Genomic DNA, 15,564 nt, shown 5'->3' on the forward strand with positions numbered 1-15,564 from the left:
AAATGGCTGGTTTAAAACTACAGGCAGTAACCAAAAGCTGGGACGGCAAAACCCAGGTGATTAAACCGCTGACGCTGGATGTCGCGGACGGAGAATTTATCGTGATGGTTGGCCCATCCGGCTGCGGTAAGTCAACGCTGCTACGGATGGTGGCCGGGCTTGAACGGGTGAGCGGCGGCGATATCTGGATTGATAATAAACGCGTCACCGAAATGGAGCCTAAGGATCGCGGCATTGCGATGGTCTTTCAGAACTACGCGCTCTACCCACATATGAGCGTGGAAGAAAATATGGCCTGGGGGCTGAAAATCCGCGGGATGGGCAAGGAGCATATTGCCGAACGGGTGAAAGAGGCGGCGCGAATTCTCGAGCTGGGTGAACTGCTCAAGCGTCGTCCGCGCGAGCTTTCTGGCGGTCAGCGCCAGCGTGTGGCGATGGGGCGGGCGATTGTCCGTGACCCAGCGGTATTCCTGTTTGATGAGCCTCTGTCTAACCTCGATGCCAAGCTGCGCGTACAGATGCGTCTGGAGTTACAACATCTGCATCGCCGACTGAAAACCACCTCACTGTATGTGACGCACGATCAGGTTGAAGCGATGACCCTCGCCCAGCGGGTGATGGTGATGAACAAAGGCATTGCCGAGCAGATCGGCACGCCGGTTGAAGTATATGAAAAGCCTGCCAGCCGCTTTGTGGCGAGTTTTATCGGCAGCCCGGCGATGAATCTGCTGGACGGGCGCATCAGCGCCTCGGGCACCCATTTTGAGCTGGATGACGGCATGACGTTGCCCCTCGGCAGAAGCGCGAGGGAGTCTGGTGGGCGCAACATGACGTTGGGTATCCGCCCGGAGCATATTGCGCTAAGCTCGCAGGCCGAAGGCGGCGTGCCGTTGGTCGTCGACACGCTGGAAATGCTGGGAGCGGATAACCTGGCACACGGACGTTGGGGTGAGCAAAAGCTGGTGGTGCGACTGGCGCATCAGCATCGCCCGACGGCAGGCAGCACGCTCTGGCTGCATCTGCCAGAAAATCATCTGCATCTTTTTGATGGCGAAACAGGACAACGCGTATGAGTAACTGGCCTTACCCCCATATCGTCGCCCATCGCGGCGGCGGTAAGCTGGCACCGGAAAACACCCTGGCGGCGATCGACATGGGGGCGCGATACGGGCATACCATGATTGAGTTTGACGCTAAATTGTCGAAAGACGGTGAGATCTTCTTGCTGCATGACGACAACCTGGAACGCACCAGCAATGGTTGGGGTGTGGCAGGCGAGCTGAACTGGCAGGATTTATTGCGCGTGGACGCCGGTGGCTGGTTTAGCGGTGAGTTTAAAGGCGAACCGCTACCGCTGCTCTCGCAAGTGGCCGAGCGCTGCCGTCAGCACGGTATGATGGCGAATATTGAAATTAAACCCACCACCGGCACCGGAACGTTAACCGGCAAAGCCGTAGCGCTGGCCGCTCGGGAACTGTGGGCGGGAATGACACCACCGCTGTTGTCATCCTTTGAAATTGACGCGCTTGCAGCGGCGCAGCAGGCGGCGCCTGAACTGCCGAGAGGCTTACTGCTTGATGAGTGGCGCGAGGACTGGCGTGAGCTGACAACGCGGCTGGGTTGCGTCTCTATTCATCTTAATCACAAGCTGCTGGATGAAGCGCGCGTGGATGCGCTGCGCGACGCAGGGCTGCGTATTCTGGTGTATACCGTCAACCGACCCCAGCGCGCGGCGGAACTGCTGCGCTGGGGAGTGGACTGCATCTGTACCGATGCCATTGATACGATTGGTCCGGATTTCCAGCCCTGTTAAGGCCCAATTGTTTTTAACGGAACGTTAGGCTGCGGCGTGCTGGAGGGCTTCAGCATGTCGCCGTTCTTTTTCTCCGACAGCATATGTTGCTTATTCAGCGAGCTGTCCGGGTTACGGGTTCCACTTAACATCCCACCGTTGCTGTTGGGCAGCATTTGCTGCTGGCTGGAATTAAACTCGCCAGGCTGAGACTGAAGGGCGCGCTGGGAGTTGGAATTGATTTGGTTTTCCATATGCTGTTGTTGCATACGCGTCTGCGTTTGCAACTGCTGATTGAGCATCCCTTTGCTGCTGAATCTGCTGCGATTGCATTTGGGTTTGCATACGCTGCTGGCTCGGGATCTGATAACCGGGTTGATTCGGGTTATTCATGGTGTTGATGGGCTGTGCAAAGCCTGCAAACGGCAACAGCATGGCTAAAAGTAAGAGTCGTTTCATCGCTTTTCTCCTCTCGGGGATCTCTTAAGTTTACTCCTTTCTCGCCGTTACGATGATTATTTCAGAGTTATGCACCAGGCTTAGTGGGGGCTGACCCCCATACATCTGGAGAATAACGATGATAAAACCGACGTTTTTACGCCGGGTAGCCATTGCTGCTCTGCTCTCAGGAAGTTGTTTTAGCGTTGCTGCCGCTCCGGCTGCACCGCCGCCGGTATCATACGGTGTTGAGGAGGATGTGTTCCATCCCGTGCGTGCGCAGCAGGGGATGGTGGCCTCCGTGGATGCGCTTGCCACTCAGGTGGGGGTGGATATTCTTAAACAGGGTGGGAATGCTGTCGATGCCGCCGTGGCCGTTGGCTACGCGCTGGCGGTGACGCATCCCCAGGCGGGCAATCTGGGTGGTGGCGGTTTTATGCTGCTGCGTACCAAAGATGGTAACACCACAGCGATTGATTTTCGCGAAATGGCCCCTGCTGGCGCGACCCGCGACATGTTCCTTGATGAGCAGGGCAACGCCGATGCGAAAAAGTCGCTGACCTCGCATCTGGCATCCGGTACGCCAGGTACCGTCGCGGGTTTCTCGCTGGCGCTGGAGAAATACGGCACGATGCCGCTGAACAAAGTGGTACGTCCGGCGATGAAGCTAGCGGAAGAGGGCTTTGTGGTTAATGACGCACTGGCCGACGATCTGAAAACCTATGGCAGTGAAGTGCTCCCTAATCACGAGAACAGCAAAGCCATTTTCTGGAAAGACGGTGAGCCGCTGAAAAAAGGCGATAAGCTGGTGCAAAAGAACCTGGCGAAAAGCCTGGAAATGATTGCCGAAAGCGGCCCTGATGCGTTTTATAAAGGCGCTATTGCCGATCAGATCGCCGGGGAAATGCAGAAGAACGGTGGGATGATGACCAAAGAGGACTTAGCCAGCTATAAAGCCGTGGAGCGTACGCCGATTAGCGGTGACTATCGCGGGTATCAGGTCTTCTCCATGCCGCCGCCGTCCTCTGGCGGTATTCACATCGTGCAGATCCTCAATATTCTTGAAAACTTTGATATGAAGAAGTACGGGTTTGGCAGCGCCGACGCCATGCAGGTCATGGCTGAAGCGGAGAAATATGCCTACGCTGACCGCTCGGAGTATCTGGGCGATCCCGATTTTGTGAAAGTGCCATGGCAGGCTCTGACCAACAAAGCCTATGCTAAAACGCTTGCCGATCAGATTGATATCAACAAGGCTAAGCCTTCCAGCCAGATTAAACCTGGCAAGCTCGCCCCGTATGAAAGCAATCAGACCACTCACTTCTCGGTGGTGGATAAAGACGGCAATGCCGTGGCGGTGACCTATACCCTGAATACCACCTTCGGGACCGGTATTGTGGCGGGTAATACTGGCATTCTGCTCAATAATGAAATGGACGACTTCTCTGCCAAGCCGGGCGTACCGAACGTATACGGTCTGGTAGGCGGCGATGCCAACGCGGTCGGACCGAAGAAGCGTCCGCTGTCATCTATGTCGCCGACTATCGTGGTAAAAGATGGGAAAACCTGGCTGGTTACCGGCAGCCCAGGCGGGAGCCGAATTATCACTACTGTGCTGCAAATGGTGGTCAACAGCATTGATTTCGGGATGAACGTCGCCGAAGCGACCAACGCACCACGCTTCCATCATCAGTGGTTGCCGGACGAGCTTCGCATCGAGAAGGGCTTCAGCCCGGATACAATTAAGCTGCTGGAGCAAAAAGGACAGAAAGTGGCGCTGAAAGAAGCGATGGGCAGCACGCAGAGCATTATGGTTGGACCGGATGGCGCACTGTATGGCGCGTCCGACCCGCGTTCTGTGGATGATTTAACGGCGGGTTACTGATTGTTGATTAATAGCCCGGCATCAGGCACCGGGCTATATGTTAGTTACGCCGTGAGTAACCGCGCCGGATTATCAATACAGAGCTTGCGAAGAGTATCGTTATCTACGCCACGGGCAGCCAGATAGGCGAGGAAAACATTTGGGACAAATCCCCAACCATTCCCCCCATTTTTTGCCCACATCTGTTTGAGAAAAACATCATGGCTTAATACGATCTGGTCGGCGTAACCCAGTTCAATCAGATGTGCTACCGCATCTGCGGTGTCCTGAACACCTGGGGCGATACCTTCTTTGGGGAAAGTAATGTCCAGACCAATCATGTCAAATTCAAGCCATACGCCGCGGTCAAGCATTTTACGTTGATAGGCAACATCCTTTCCTGAAGGGTCTGAGTGCGCCAGCGAAACTTTTGCCGGAGAGACGTTCATCTCTTCAAGGACAATATCCAGTACCTCATCACCCAGCCGCAGCCACCCTGGCATATGGATATTCATTGCCGTATGGGGATTATTACGTTGTGCCAGAGACGCCGCGCGCAGGCTGTTGCGCTCAGCTTGGGTAAAAGCGGGTGATACGCCAATTTCACCGATCATACCGGCGCGAATATCCGTCTCGCCAATCCCCTGATTCAGTTCCTTATCAATAAGTGAGGCTAATAACTCGACAGGTTTGTGGATCCTGGCGCTTTCAAACTTTTCCAGATAAGGTCCTGATGAAGCAACGATATTCAAACCAGTTTTTAATGCCACTTCCCGCAATGAAGTGGCGTCCCGACCAATAGATTCAGAACCCGTCGCGTCGACAATTGTCCTGCCTCCCAGTGACATGAAGTTATTGATTTCAAAGATGACATCATCAATCTCTTTTCTGTCCATGTTATCGGCGCAGCAGTACGGGTCGTGTTTCAGTCCCCACTGCAGGTCAGCACTGACTTTCTTTCCCACCAACTGCTGTGAAAAAGCATAATGTGGCTCGTCAACAACGGATGACAAATCGTTAAACAGGTGCTCATGCGGTAGCGTCAGACCCATTTCTGAGTGTGCCACTGGGCCCGTTACGGTTTGCAGGAAGCCTTTCATCCTGACACCTCCATTTTTTTCGCCATTTTGGATGCTCTGTATTCGGGGATGGTGGTAACAATTGCACCTACTAACGCGAATAATGTACCGATGATGGTGACCAGATAGACCGTATTGCCTAATGATGGGATTAACTCATCAATCAACACCGATCCCAGTAACTGACCCGCGGTAGAGGCGACACCCAACATTAATAGTCCTAAGCCTCTGACCAGAATCGCCATCAGCCCGATGGACAGCAGACCCAGCGGGCCACCGAGATACATCCACCACGTATCGGGTAACTGGACGGTGACATGCCCTAATGCGACACGTATCGCCAGCGCTGCACCCAGGACACAAAAGCCGACGATGAAGTTCCAGGTAATGGAAACCAGCATGGATCCCGTTGCCTCGGCGACTTTGGCATTCCCCGCAGGCTGCCAGCCAGCGAGTAATCCTGCCAAAAATGGAAGGATAGCCAGCAGGATAAACGAGGTTGAGTGCCACTGTGGCGACACGACAAAAATCGTGGCAATAACAGCGAACAATGCACCAGTAACGCGCCATGGCGTGAAATATTTCTTCTCATCCACACCGACGCCAAAACGGTCGCACAACAGGCCGGAAAGGAGCAGGGCGGAAATTAATGCAGTTTGAAAAGTGGCAACGCCTAACGCGCTGGCTGATGCGCCTTCAGAAAATACGACCATCGCCCCGCATAACCCGGCAAACCAATTCCACAAGGGGATTTTCCGCTTTTTAATCAGCGTAGGGATCGACGCGAATTGATGGCGTGTTTCTTTACGCGCAATAATAATAAAAAACATGACGACCAGACCGCTGGCGAAAGAGATTACTGCGCAAGCATTACCATCCTGCAACCAGTGTCCCAATTGCCCATTAACGGCAGACTGCATTGGGGAAAGCATACCGGCTAAGATGGTTGCAAGCATCAGTAAGGGGGTTGAGTACTTATTCTTGTTCATACATCAATCCTTATATTTTATAAAAGGAGTAACTTTCGTTACTCCATTGTTTTTTATTTTCTGGCGATGAATTGAAGCGTGTTAACCCACAGGTCGGTATAAAACGGCCAGGACATGAATTGCTGAGTTCCCCAGTGCGGCGAACAGTCACTCATAAAACAGGCGGTTTTACCCTGTTGGTATTTACCGAAAACTAATAGAGGGTCATTATTTATTGTTAATACGACATCAGCATCTTCTCTGGCGACAACCTGGTTATATCCAAGAAATATCGGGTAGTCTGAGAATCCGTCCACAACAGGATGTTCAGGCGAGACAGCCTCAGCGTAGATACCCTCTGGTTTTTCTACTCGGTCATCGCCGTCAAGCATAATAACTGGCAAGACCTCGGCAAGAATGGTGTTCTTGTAATTGGCCTTTGCCTCAATACCCATAAATGACAGATAGCCGCCAATCATAAGCAGACCACCACCATTTTTGACGTACTCTTTAATTGATTCCAGAGCATTTGGCTTTATTTTGAGCTGATAGAATGTCTCGTTTTGCAACAGGAATGTATTGCTGCCGATATCGCTAATGACAATGACATCATAACGGTTTAGTTCATCAATGCTTTCTGGAAATGCGATTTGTACGGTGTGAGCAGGCATGTAATCAATTTCCACACCACCTTTCTTTAAGCATTCCAGTAACCATGTAGCGCCTTCTTCATATTTACTGGAGGTAAAGCTGTCATAACCTTTTGAATGAATCATGTGAATATGCCAGGATTCTCCAATAAAGAGCACCTTTAGTTTTTTCTGCGTATTGTTCATAGTCTGCCCCTTGATTTAGTGAGTAGAGATAGTTTGTCTGTAATGTGAACTCTGAATGCGATGTAGAACGGATTCGTTTTCTGGCATGTCAGAGGCATTGGGTGTTTCAACAGCAAGCGAGGCGAATGCGCTGGCGTAGCATAATGCGGATGCCAGTGATTTTCCTTTAGCAAGGCCAGATGCGAGTGCGCCATTGAAGGCGTCGCCAGCTCCTGCGGTGTTTTTTACAACTGCCGGGAATGCCGGAGAATAGATGAATTGCGTTCCGTCATAAGCGAGAGATCCTTTGCTACCTAAAGTAATAATGGTATTTTTTACACCTTTCTGATGAATAATCTTCGCTGCACATTTGGCTGACTCAATGTCATTGACGGACATGTTTGCCAGGAGACCAGCTTCGGTTTCATTTGGCGTAATATAATCGATGTCATCAATGATGGTATTGACCATTTCATTGTATGGCGCTGGATTGATAATTACCGGTATGTCATTTTTTTGTGCGAGACGAATTGTTTGCTGAAGCGCCTCGTAATTTGTCTCCAGTTGTACAAGAACAATATCTGAATGAATAATGGCTTCTTTTTGTATGGTGATTTCATCAGGTGAAATTGTCATATTAGCACCGGGATAGATAGCGATGACGTTATCCCCGGTATCTCCATTCACCATGATGGTAGCTGTACCAGTTTGTGTTTCTTTGGTCTGGTAGATTACACTTTTATGGATTTTTGATGAGTTTATAAAATTAATGGCGTAATCACTAAAATGGTCTGACCCTACTTTAGTAATAAAATGCACATCAGAATCGGCATAGCTTGCCGCTAATGCTTGATTACATCCTTTACCGCCTGGCGAAAAAATAAATTTATCGGCAAGTAATGATTCTCCTGTCGAGGGTAGCCTCGGTAGGTAACTGATAATATCAACATTGAACGAGCCAATAACACATACATTATTTTTCATGGCAGAGAGACCTTTTTTTATTTTCTGCGCTGATTCATATTTTTCCAGCACATAAGCAATTTCGTTTTTTGCAACGTTATCAAGAGAATCAAGGGTAATAAATGCACCACCATGACAGCGAGTGAGATATCCCTGTCCGGCAAGTTCATTGAGATCTGAGCGAATGGTTTCTTTTGTTACCTTGAGACTTTTCGCCAGATTTGAAACTTTTACAACTCCCGAAATACTGATTTCTTTCAATATTCTATGATGGCGTTCAAATTTCATTTTTTACCTCACCGTGGTTAAGTTAGTCCCAGGAGAAGTATATTGTTGTGATTGTCACCATAAAGTGATGGCAGAAACCAAAAAAAAACAAAAATGTAATATTATTAACGTTACGAAAAATAGCGATGAAGATAAAAAGGTGAATAACCATATAATTCAGGTGGTTGTTAGGCCTGAACATGACGGCGGGGGAAACGATGGAATGCAATCAAAAACTCTATGCCAGGGTCGGATAGCGCTTCCGCTCCTGAATTTAACGGCGAGATATAAAGGATAATGGCCTACAGCGTTCAGAACGATGTCGGCCTTATTGGTTGGTTATGGCGCATATCGCTGCAGCGATTCAGACCAGCGGAATATTTGGCTGCTTTTATCCTGCAGGTTTACGCGCTCTAAATCATAAAACCCGTGCGTTTTTGCCGAACGCATTTTGAGGATATATTTACTTTCGCTGATGTCGTGCTGTCTTGTACCGTCTTTATTCCACTCTCCGGCGATGTCCGTATATTGATAAACAAGGTCGGAATACACGTTGATTATCCTGTTGTCTTTGATCGCATAGAGCTCCAGCACTTCATAAAATGCGCCGCCGCCGGAATACGCATCAGAGTATCCACCGCGCACCCCAAACGCCAGCGTATCGGGTGCGATCCGGTACGGTGCCAGATCCAGTTTTGTATAATAGGCCAGCGGTCTGACGGACTCATCATCGCTCTCTTTTTCGGCGGTTTTATTCCACTCAGAGAGTTGGTTTAATGGTTTTTCCGAGCGTGCAATCGGCGTTAGCTGTTGGTTCTGCCAGGAAAAAACGCCGAGATATAATTTATTGGCGCGCCCGTTGCTGTAGTTTTCCGGACAGTTGTTATCCGCGTATTTCTTTGCCTGCCCGGCGTCGGCCGGATTGTCGGCGAAACAGGCGACACCGATATATTTGCCGTCTTTGCCCCAGGCTTTGGCACCCGTGAGGATCAGGTTGTCAGGATCTTCATTCGGCGCAACCCAGGCAATCCACGCGTTCTCAGATAATCCCTGTGGAAGCTCGCCAAATCCTTTGGCTGGGGTTGCTCCCGCCATTTGCTCAGCAAAAATCTGTTTACCTTCCGGGTGTTGAATGGCGCTGGGCACGGAATCGAGATTTTGTACGGTAATGGCGAAAGCAGGGGAGAGTGCTGCCAGCAACACCAGGGGAAGGTACTTTTTCACTCTTGCGTCCTTTCAATAAGAAGGGCGATAAGACTCGCCCTTAATTTTATTTCACGCGCGCCATAAAGTAGGCATCAACGTATTCACCGTTGCGCAGGCCGTATTTCTTACCTGTGCCTTCGATTTCAAAGCCGTATTTCTTATACACCGCCACGGCCGGCTCATTATCAACAAATACCGTTAGCTCAATACGCTCGACGCGCAGCCAGTTGTCGCACATGTCGATCATCGTGCGAATCAACGCGCTGGCAACGCCGCGATTGTGCCACCGTGCATCCACGCAGATACCAAAATCAGCCACGTGGCTGCGACGCGGGCGTTGCGCGACCTCAATACAGAGATGCCCCACGACGATATCGTCAATACAGGCAACCAGTTGTTTGACCCCGGCTTGCTCGGTTAGCCTCGCTTGCCACATCTCGAGGGAAGGATGAGGAACCTGTAGCGTGTTGTGGTACACCTCCGGCTGGGCGTGGATCTGACGAATTGCGTCGTAATCTTTCGGTTCAGCGTGGCGTATCACTATCTCACTCATTCCTTATCTCCAGCAGGGTTAATTGTGTATTTACACTCGCTGAGAAAGAAAATTCCGTCAACTGCATTTTTTTGCAAAAAGAAGTAGACAAGTGCGAATGAGAATGATTATTATTGCTCTGCGTTCAGGGGAACCCCTACGGAGAACCTGAAAGCACGACATTGCTCACATTGCTTCCAGTATTACTTTAGCCAGCTTTTGCTGGCTTTTTTTTTGAGGTTTTGTGTCTGCCTGGCTTACTTGCCATTTCGTCCCCGGGAAGTGCTCGTGCTCCTCACGTACATATAGTACGCTCCGGGCCCTGCGCGCTTGCCGTGAACAAACTGCCTGCGACGCCGACGGCCGATCCTGTCGCCCTGTGGTGCAGTTCAAGCGCCATCCGGCAAAGAATCCAACATTCAGTCTCCAGCCGCTTTGCGCTATGGTGTAGACAATCACCTTCGAAAGGATCGTCTCATGACCTTACACTGCGCATTTATTGGTTTTGGTAAAAGCACCACTCGCTACCATTTGCCGTACGTCCTCAACCGCAAAAATAGCTGGCATGTCGCGCACATTTTTCGCCGCCACGCCAAGCCGGAAGAGCAGGCGCCACAATATTCACATATTCACTTCACCAGTGACCTTGACGAGATCTTAAACGATCCGCAGGTGAAGCTGGTGATCGTCTGTACCCATGCTGACAGCCATTTTGAATACGCCAAACGCGCGCTGGAAGCGGGTAAAAACGTGTTGGTTGAGAAACCCTTCACGCCGACGCTTGCGCAAGCAAAAGCACTGTTCGAACTGGCGCAAAGCAAAGGGCTGACCGTTACGCCATATCAGAACCGTCGTTTTGATTCCTGCTTCCTCACCGCTAAAAAAGCGATTGAGAGCGGCAAGCTCGGTGAAATTGTTGAGGTTGAAAGCCATTTCGATTACTACCGCCCCGTGGCGGAAACCAAGCCGGGACTGCCGCAGGACGGCGCATTCTATGGTCTGGGCGTACACACCATGGATCAGATTATCTCGCTGTTCGGTCGTCCCGATTGCGTGGCCTATGACATCCGCAGCCTGCGCAACAAAGCGAACCCGGACGATACCTTTGAAGCACAGCTGTTCTACGGCTCTCTGAAAGCCATTGTTAAAACCAGTCACTTGGTGAAAATCGACTATCCGAAGTTTATCGTTCACGGTACCAAAGGCTCGTTTGTGAAGTACGGCATCGACCAGCAGGAAACCAGCCTGAAGGCCAATATCATGCCAGGTGAGCCAGGTTTCGCTGCTGACGATTCCATTGGGATGCTGGAGTACGTCAATGATGACGGCCTGACGGTAAAAGAAGAGGTGCAGCCGGAAGTGGGGGATTACGGTCGCGTCTATGATGCGCTTTACCAGACGCTAACAGCCGGTACGCCTAATTACGTCAAGGAATCTGAAGTTCTTACCAATCTGGAACTCCTCGAACGCGCCTTTGAACAGGCTTCTCCGGCGACGATAACTCTCGCCAAATAGCCTGCGCAGACTCCTCTGGGCTTGTTCATTTTTTTTGAACAGAGGAGTCAATTTTCACCCTCTATGATCCCCGGCGGATTGAGTCCACACTTACTCCATCGAAAACATCTGGGGGTGAACACAATGATCTACTTACGCAAAGCTAATGACCGTGGCCACGCTAATCATGGCTGGCTCGATTCCTGGCATACCTTCTCTTTTGCCAACTACTATGACCCAAACTTTATGGGGTTCTCGGCACTGCGCGTGATTAACGATGACGTGATCGACGCAGGTCAGGGCTTTGGCACTCACCCCCATAAAGACATGGAAATCCTGACTTACGTGCTGGAAGGCGCGGTGGAACATCAGGACAGCATGGGGAACAAAGAGCAGGTTCCGGCCGGTGAGTTCCAGATAATGAGCGCCGGGACGGGGATCCGTCACTCGGAGTACAACCCTAGCAATACAGAGAAGCTGCATCTGTATCAGATTTGGATCATGCCGCAGGAAAACGGTATTACCCCACGCTATGAGCAGCGCCGTTTTGATGCCGCTCAGGGTAAACAACTGGTGCTGTCGCCGGATGCCCGTGATGGTTCGCTGAAAGTGTACCAGGATATGGAGCTTTACCGTTGGGCACTGGTCAAAGATGAGCAGTCGGTGCATCAGATTGCCGCTGAACGCCGCGTCTGGATCCAGGTAGTAAAAGGTAACGTGACAATTAACGGGACCAAAGCGACCACCAGCGATGGTCTGGCAATCTGGGATGAACAGGCCATTTCTATTCATGCCGACAGCGACAGCGAAGTGTTGTTGTTTGATCTGCCGCCAGTATAAAAATACACGGCATCCTTCAAGCTGCATCTGTGTTGGCTTTCCTCGCTCACCCCGGTCGCGTACTTAATGTACGCTCCCGGGGATTTACTGCGTCGCCGCCTTGATGCAACTCGAATGATTTTGTGTATTTCTCACAATAAAAAACTCCTTTTTTTCTCTGCGAAGGTTCACGCACGTCCGTGGTAAACTGGGGGAATCTATCCCTTTTTAACGCTTCAGGACGATGAAAAAGAAAAGACCCGTACTTCAGGATGTAGCCGACCGCGTGGGCGTAACCAAAATGACGGTCAGCCGCTTTTTGCGTAACCCGGAGCAGGTCTCCGTGGCGCTGCGGGGCAAAATTGCCGCTGCACTTGATGAGCTGGGTTATATTCCCAATCGCGCTCCTGATATCCTTTCTAACGCCACCAGCCGCGCTATCGGCGTGCTGTTACCGTCTCTTACTAACCAGGTTTTTGCTGAAGTGCTACGCGGCATTGAGGCTGTCACTGACGCTCATGGTTATCAAACCATGCTGGCGCACTACGGCTATAAGCCTGAGATGGAACAAGAGCGTCTGGAATCGATGCTGTCGTGGAATATTGATGGCCTGATCCTCACCGAACGTAGCCATACGCCCCGTACGCTGAAAATGATTGAGGTTGCCGGTATCCCGGTGGTTGAGCTGATGGACAGCCAGTCCCCATGCCTTGATATTGCCGTGGGCTTCGACAACTTCGAAGCCGCGCGTCAGATGACAGCCGCTATCATCGCCCGCGGGCACCGTCATGTTGCCTATCTTGGCGCACGCCTTGATGAACGTACTATCATCAAACAGAGAGGCTACGAGCAGGCAATGCGCGATGCCGACCTGGTGCCGTACAGCGTGATGGTGGAGCAGTCCTCTTCCTACTCCTCCGGTATTGAACTTATCCGTCAGGCGCGGCGTGAATACCCGCAGCTCGATGGTGTCTTTTGTACCAACGATGACCTGGCGGTAGGGGCGGCCTTCGAATGCCAGCGTTTAGGGCTGAAAATCCCTGATGACATGGCGATTGCCGGATTCCACGGTCACGACATCGGGCAGGTGATGGAGCCGCGTCTGGCGAGCGTGCTCACGCCGCGTGAACGCATGGGCAGCATTGGCGCAGAACGTCTGCTGGCGCGCATCCGCGGTGAAGCCGTTACACCTAAAATGTTAGATTTAGGTTTCACCTTGTCACCGGGCGGATCTATTTAAGCCAACAAGTTTGAAGTAGCTCACACTTATACACTTCGAGCACGAATGGATATTGCTTCTCTATTTATCCGGCTGGACAATGTTACCGATAACAGTTACCCGTAACAATTTCCTGATTCTTGTACCAGTGGGGGCAACGCTTTGAGCACGACTAATCATGATCACCACGTTTACGTTCTGATGGGCGTATCGGGCAGCGGTAAATCTGCTGTCGCCAGCGAAGTGGCGCATCAACTGCAGGCCGCGTTTCTTGATGGCGATTTTCTCCATCCGCGCAGCAACATCATGAAAATGGCTTCTGGTGAGCCACTCAACGATGACGACCGCAAACCGTGGTTACAGGCGTTGAATGACGCCGCCTTTGCGATGCAGCGTACCAACAAGGTTTCGCTGATCGTCTGTTCCGCCCTGAAAAAAGTCTATCGCGACCAGCTACGCGACGGTAACCCGAACCTCTCTTTCATCTATCTGAAAGGGGATTTTGACGTTATCGAAAGCCGCCTGAAAGCGCGTAAAGGTCACTTCTTCAAAACGCAGATGCTGGTGACCCAGTTTGAAGCGCTGGAAGAACCGGGTGCGAATGAAAACGATGTACTGGTGGTCGATATCGATCAACCACTGGACGGTGTGGTCGCCAGCACCATTGAGGTTATTAACCAGGGCAGTAAGTAGTGAGTACATTAACGCTTGTTTTAACAGCAGTAGGGTCCGTTTTATTACTGCTGTTTTTAGTGATGAAGGCGCGTATGCACGCCTTCGTTGCTTTGATGGTGGTATCCATTGGTGCAGGTCTCTTTTCCGGTATGCCGCTCGATAAAATCGCGGCGACCATGGAAAAAGGGATGGGAGGCACGCTCGGTTTCCTGGCGATTGTTGTGGCGCTGGGGGCGATGTTCGGCAAGATTTTGCATGAGACCGGCGCTGTCGATCAGATTGCCGTCAAAATGCTGAAATCCTTCGGTCACAGCCGCGCACATTATGCGATTGGCCTGGCCGGTCTGATTTGCGCGCTGCCGCTATTCTTTGAGGTGGCGATTGTGCTGCTGATTAGCGTGGCATTCTCAATGGCGCGCCATACGGGGACGAACCTGGTTAAGCTTGTGATCCCGCTGTTTGCGGGCGTAGCGGCTGCTGCGGCATTCCTGCTGCCTGGGCCTGCGCCGATGCTGCTGGCCTCTCAGATGCACGCCGACTTTGGCTGGATGATCCTGATTGGCCTGTGTGCCGCGATTCCGGGCATGATTATCGCCGGGCCGCTGTGGGGGAATTTCATCAGCCGTTACGTCGAGCTGCACGTACCGGAAGATATTTCCGAGCCGCATTTGGGCGAAGGCAAAATGCCATCCTTTGGCTTCAGCTTATCGCTTATCCTGCTGCCGCTGGTGCTGGTGGGACTGAAAACTATCGCCGCACGCTTTGTTCCGGTCGGTTCTACAACCTATGAATGGTTCGAGTTTATCGGTCACCCGTTTACCGCGATTCTGGTTGCCTGTCTGGTGGCGATTTACGGTCTGGCGGTGCGCCAGGGCATGCCAAAAGACCGCGTGATGGAGATCTGTGGCCATGCGCTGCAGCCGGCGGGGATTATTCTGCTGGTGATTGGTGCGGGCGGTGTGTTCAAACAGGTTCTGGTTGATTCTGGCGTCGGTCCGGCGCTGGGCGAAGCGTTAACCGGTATGGGCCTGCCGATTGCCATCACCTGCTTCGTGCTGGCGGCGGCGGTGCGTATCATTCAGGGTTCCGCGACTGTGGCCTGCTTAACGGCGGTTGGTCTGGTGATGCCGGTGATTGAGCAACTGAACTACTCCGGTGCCCAGATGGCGGCACTGTCTATCTGTATCGCGGGCGGCTCTATCGTGGTCAGCCACGTTAACGACGCCGGTTTCTGGTTGTTCGGTAAATTTACCGGTGCGACCGAAGCGCAAACCCTGAAGACCTGGACGATGATGGAAACCATTCTCGGCACGGTCGGTGCGATTGTCGGTATGATTGCCTTTCAGCTGTTGAGCTGATGGCATTGCCCGGTGGCGCTTGCGCTTACCGGGCCTGGAAACGAGCACACATCCACACCGTAGGCCGGGTAAGCG

Annotated in this window: 14 protein-coding genes and 1 pseudogene; 8 read left to right on the forward strand and 7 right to left on the reverse strand. The window is 51.7% G+C overall.

The features are described 5' to 3' along the window. Positions 1-2: 2 nt before the first annotated feature. Both GPJ68_RS01500 and ugpQ read left to right on the forward strand, forming a co-directional pair. Positions 3-1,073, forward strand: a complete 1,071-nt coding sequence (locus tag GPJ68_RS01500; protein WP_016154829.1) for a sn-glycerol-3-phosphate import ATP-binding protein UgpC — start codon at positions 3-5, stop codon at positions 1,071-1,073. Next, on the forward strand, positions 1,070-1,813 hold the full coding sequence (ugpQ, locus tag GPJ68_RS01505; RefSeq protein ID WP_019078127.1) for a glycerophosphodiester phosphodiesterase: 744 nt from the start codon (positions 1,070-1,072) through the stop codon (positions 1,811-1,813). Before GPJ68_RS01500 ends, ugpQ begins: the two co-directional genes overlap by 4 nt. On the opposite strand, the pseudogene GPJ68_RS01510 reads toward ugpQ, so the two are convergent. After that, a pseudogene (locus GPJ68_RS01510) lies at positions 1,810-2,251 on the reverse strand (DUF2756 family protein). The gene ugpQ and the pseudogene GPJ68_RS01510 overlap by 4 nt on opposite strands. 118 nt (positions 2,252-2,369) lie before the next feature. On the opposite strand from GPJ68_RS01510, the gene ggt reads away from it, so the two are divergent. Further along, positions 2,370-4,115 carry a gamma-glutamyltransferase gene (ggt, locus tag GPJ68_RS01515; protein WP_104652129.1) on the forward strand — a complete coding sequence of 582 codons (1,746 nt, stop codon included), beginning with the start codon at positions 2,370-2,372 and terminating at the stop codon, positions 4,113-4,115. Between the two features lie 44 nt (positions 4,116-4,159). Here ggt and GPJ68_RS01520 read toward each other — a convergent pair whose 3' ends face one another. The 6 genes from GPJ68_RS01520 to yhhY all read right to left on the reverse strand — a co-directional run bounded on the left by GPJ68_RS01520 (position 4,160) and on the right by yhhY (position 9,945). Further along, complete coding sequence (locus GPJ68_RS01520; protein ID WP_104652128.1) at positions 4,160-5,194, reverse strand: phosphotriesterase; 1,035 nt, start codon at positions 5,192-5,194, stop codon at positions 4,160-4,162. Continuing rightward, a complete protein-coding gene (locus GPJ68_RS01525) occupies positions 5,191-6,162 on the reverse strand; it encodes a DMT family transporter (RefSeq protein ID WP_049283110.1) in 972 nt (323 codons plus the stop codon). The genes GPJ68_RS01520 and GPJ68_RS01525 overlap by 4 nt, the downstream gene beginning before the upstream one ends. 53 nt (positions 6,163-6,215) lie before the next feature. Continuing rightward, a complete protein-coding gene (locus GPJ68_RS01530) occupies positions 6,216-6,977 on the reverse strand; it encodes a glutamine amidotransferase (protein ID WP_049283109.1) in 762 nt (253 codons plus the stop codon). 15 nt (positions 6,978-6,992) lie between these two features. Continuing rightward, positions 6,993-8,207, reverse strand: coding sequence for a PfkB family carbohydrate kinase (locus GPJ68_RS01535; RefSeq protein ID WP_104652127.1), 1,215 nt, complete (start codon positions 8,205-8,207; stop codon positions 6,993-6,995). A 318-nt stretch (positions 8,208-8,525) separates the two neighbouring features. Then, entirely contained in the window at positions 8,526-9,410 is an 885-nt protein-coding gene (locus GPJ68_RS01540) for a hypothetical protein (RefSeq protein WP_104652125.1), read from the reverse strand. Between the two features lie 46 nt (positions 9,411-9,456). Continuing rightward, complete coding sequence (gene yhhY / locus GPJ68_RS01545; RefSeq protein ID WP_019078130.1) at positions 9,457-9,945, reverse strand: N-acetyltransferase; 489 nt, start codon at positions 9,943-9,945, stop codon at positions 9,457-9,459. A gap of 456 nt (positions 9,946-10,401) precedes the next feature. On the opposite strand from yhhY, the gene GPJ68_RS01550 reads away from it, so the two are divergent. The 5 genes from GPJ68_RS01550 to gntU all read left to right on the forward strand — a co-directional run bounded on the left by GPJ68_RS01550 (position 10,402) and on the right by gntU (position 15,489). Continuing rightward, positions 10,402-11,439, forward strand: coding sequence for an oxidoreductase (locus GPJ68_RS01550; RefSeq protein ID WP_016157655.1), 1,038 nt, complete (start codon positions 10,402-10,404; stop codon positions 11,437-11,439). A 123-nt stretch (positions 11,440-11,562) separates the two neighbouring features. Beyond that, positions 11,563-12,258, forward strand: coding sequence for a quercetin 2,3-dioxygenase (gene yhhW / locus GPJ68_RS01555; RefSeq protein WP_003023472.1), 696 nt, complete (start codon positions 11,563-11,565; stop codon positions 12,256-12,258). A gap of 223 nt (positions 12,259-12,481) precedes the next feature. Beyond that, positions 12,482-13,477, forward strand: a complete 996-nt coding sequence (gene gntR, locus GPJ68_RS01560) for a gluconate operon transcriptional repressor GntR (protein WP_016157654.1) — start codon at positions 12,482-12,484, stop codon at positions 13,475-13,477. A gap of 141 nt (positions 13,478-13,618) precedes the next feature. Next, entirely contained in the window at positions 13,619-14,149 is a 531-nt protein-coding gene (gene gntK / locus GPJ68_RS01565; RefSeq protein ID WP_003023475.1) for a gluconokinase, read from the forward strand. Continuing rightward, positions 14,149-15,489 (forward strand): gluconate transporter, encoded by a 1,341-nt coding sequence (gene gntU, locus GPJ68_RS01570; RefSeq protein WP_016154820.1) that lies wholly within the window; start codon positions 14,149-14,151, stop codon positions 15,487-15,489. The genes gntK and gntU overlap by 1 nt, the downstream gene beginning before the upstream one ends. Positions 15,490-15,564: the final 75 nt, after the last annotated feature.

Source organism: Citrobacter sp. 172116965, assembly GCF_013458095.1.
Taxonomy (GTDB): Bacteria; Pseudomonadota; Gammaproteobacteria; order Enterobacterales; family Enterobacteriaceae; genus Citrobacter; species Citrobacter braakii.

What these genes read in the sequence shown, in the direction of transcription:
- GPJ68_RS01500 (WP_016154829.1), top strand. Translation starts at nt 3, where the DNA reads ATGGCTGGTTTAAAACTACAGGCAGTAACCAAAAGCTGGGACGGCAAA.
- ugpQ (WP_019078127.1), top strand. Translation starts at nt 1,070, where the DNA reads ATGAGTAACTGGCCTTACCCCCATATCGTCGCCCATCGCGGCGGCGGT.
- ggt (WP_104652129.1), top strand. Translation starts at nt 2,370, where the DNA reads ATGATAAAACCGACGTTTTTACGCCGGGTAGCCATTGCTGCTCTGCTC.
- GPJ68_RS01520 (WP_104652128.1), bottom strand. Translation starts at nt 5,194, where the DNA reads ATGAAAGGCTTCCTGCAAACCGTAACGGGCCCAGTGGCACACTCAGAA.
- GPJ68_RS01525 (WP_049283110.1), bottom strand. Translation starts at nt 6,162, where the DNA reads ATGAACAAGAATAAGTACTCAACCCCCTTACTGATGCTTGCAACCATC.
- GPJ68_RS01530 (WP_049283109.1), bottom strand. Translation starts at nt 6,977, where the DNA reads ATGAACAATACGCAGAAAAAACTAAAGGTGCTCTTTATTGGAGAATCC.
- GPJ68_RS01535 (WP_104652127.1), bottom strand. Translation starts at nt 8,207, where the DNA reads ATGAAATTTGAACGCCATCATAGAATATTGAAAGAAATCAGTATTTCG.
- yhhY (WP_019078130.1), bottom strand. Translation starts at nt 9,945, where the DNA reads ATGAGTGAGATAGTGATACGCCACGCTGAACCGAAAGATTACGACGCA.
- GPJ68_RS01550 (WP_016157655.1), top strand. Translation starts at nt 10,402, where the DNA reads ATGACCTTACACTGCGCATTTATTGGTTTTGGTAAAAGCACCACTCGC.
- yhhW (WP_003023472.1), top strand. Translation starts at nt 11,563, where the DNA reads ATGATCTACTTACGCAAAGCTAATGACCGTGGCCACGCTAATCATGGC.
- gntR (WP_016157654.1), top strand. Translation starts at nt 12,482, where the DNA reads ATGAAAAAGAAAAGACCCGTACTTCAGGATGTAGCCGACCGCGTGGGC.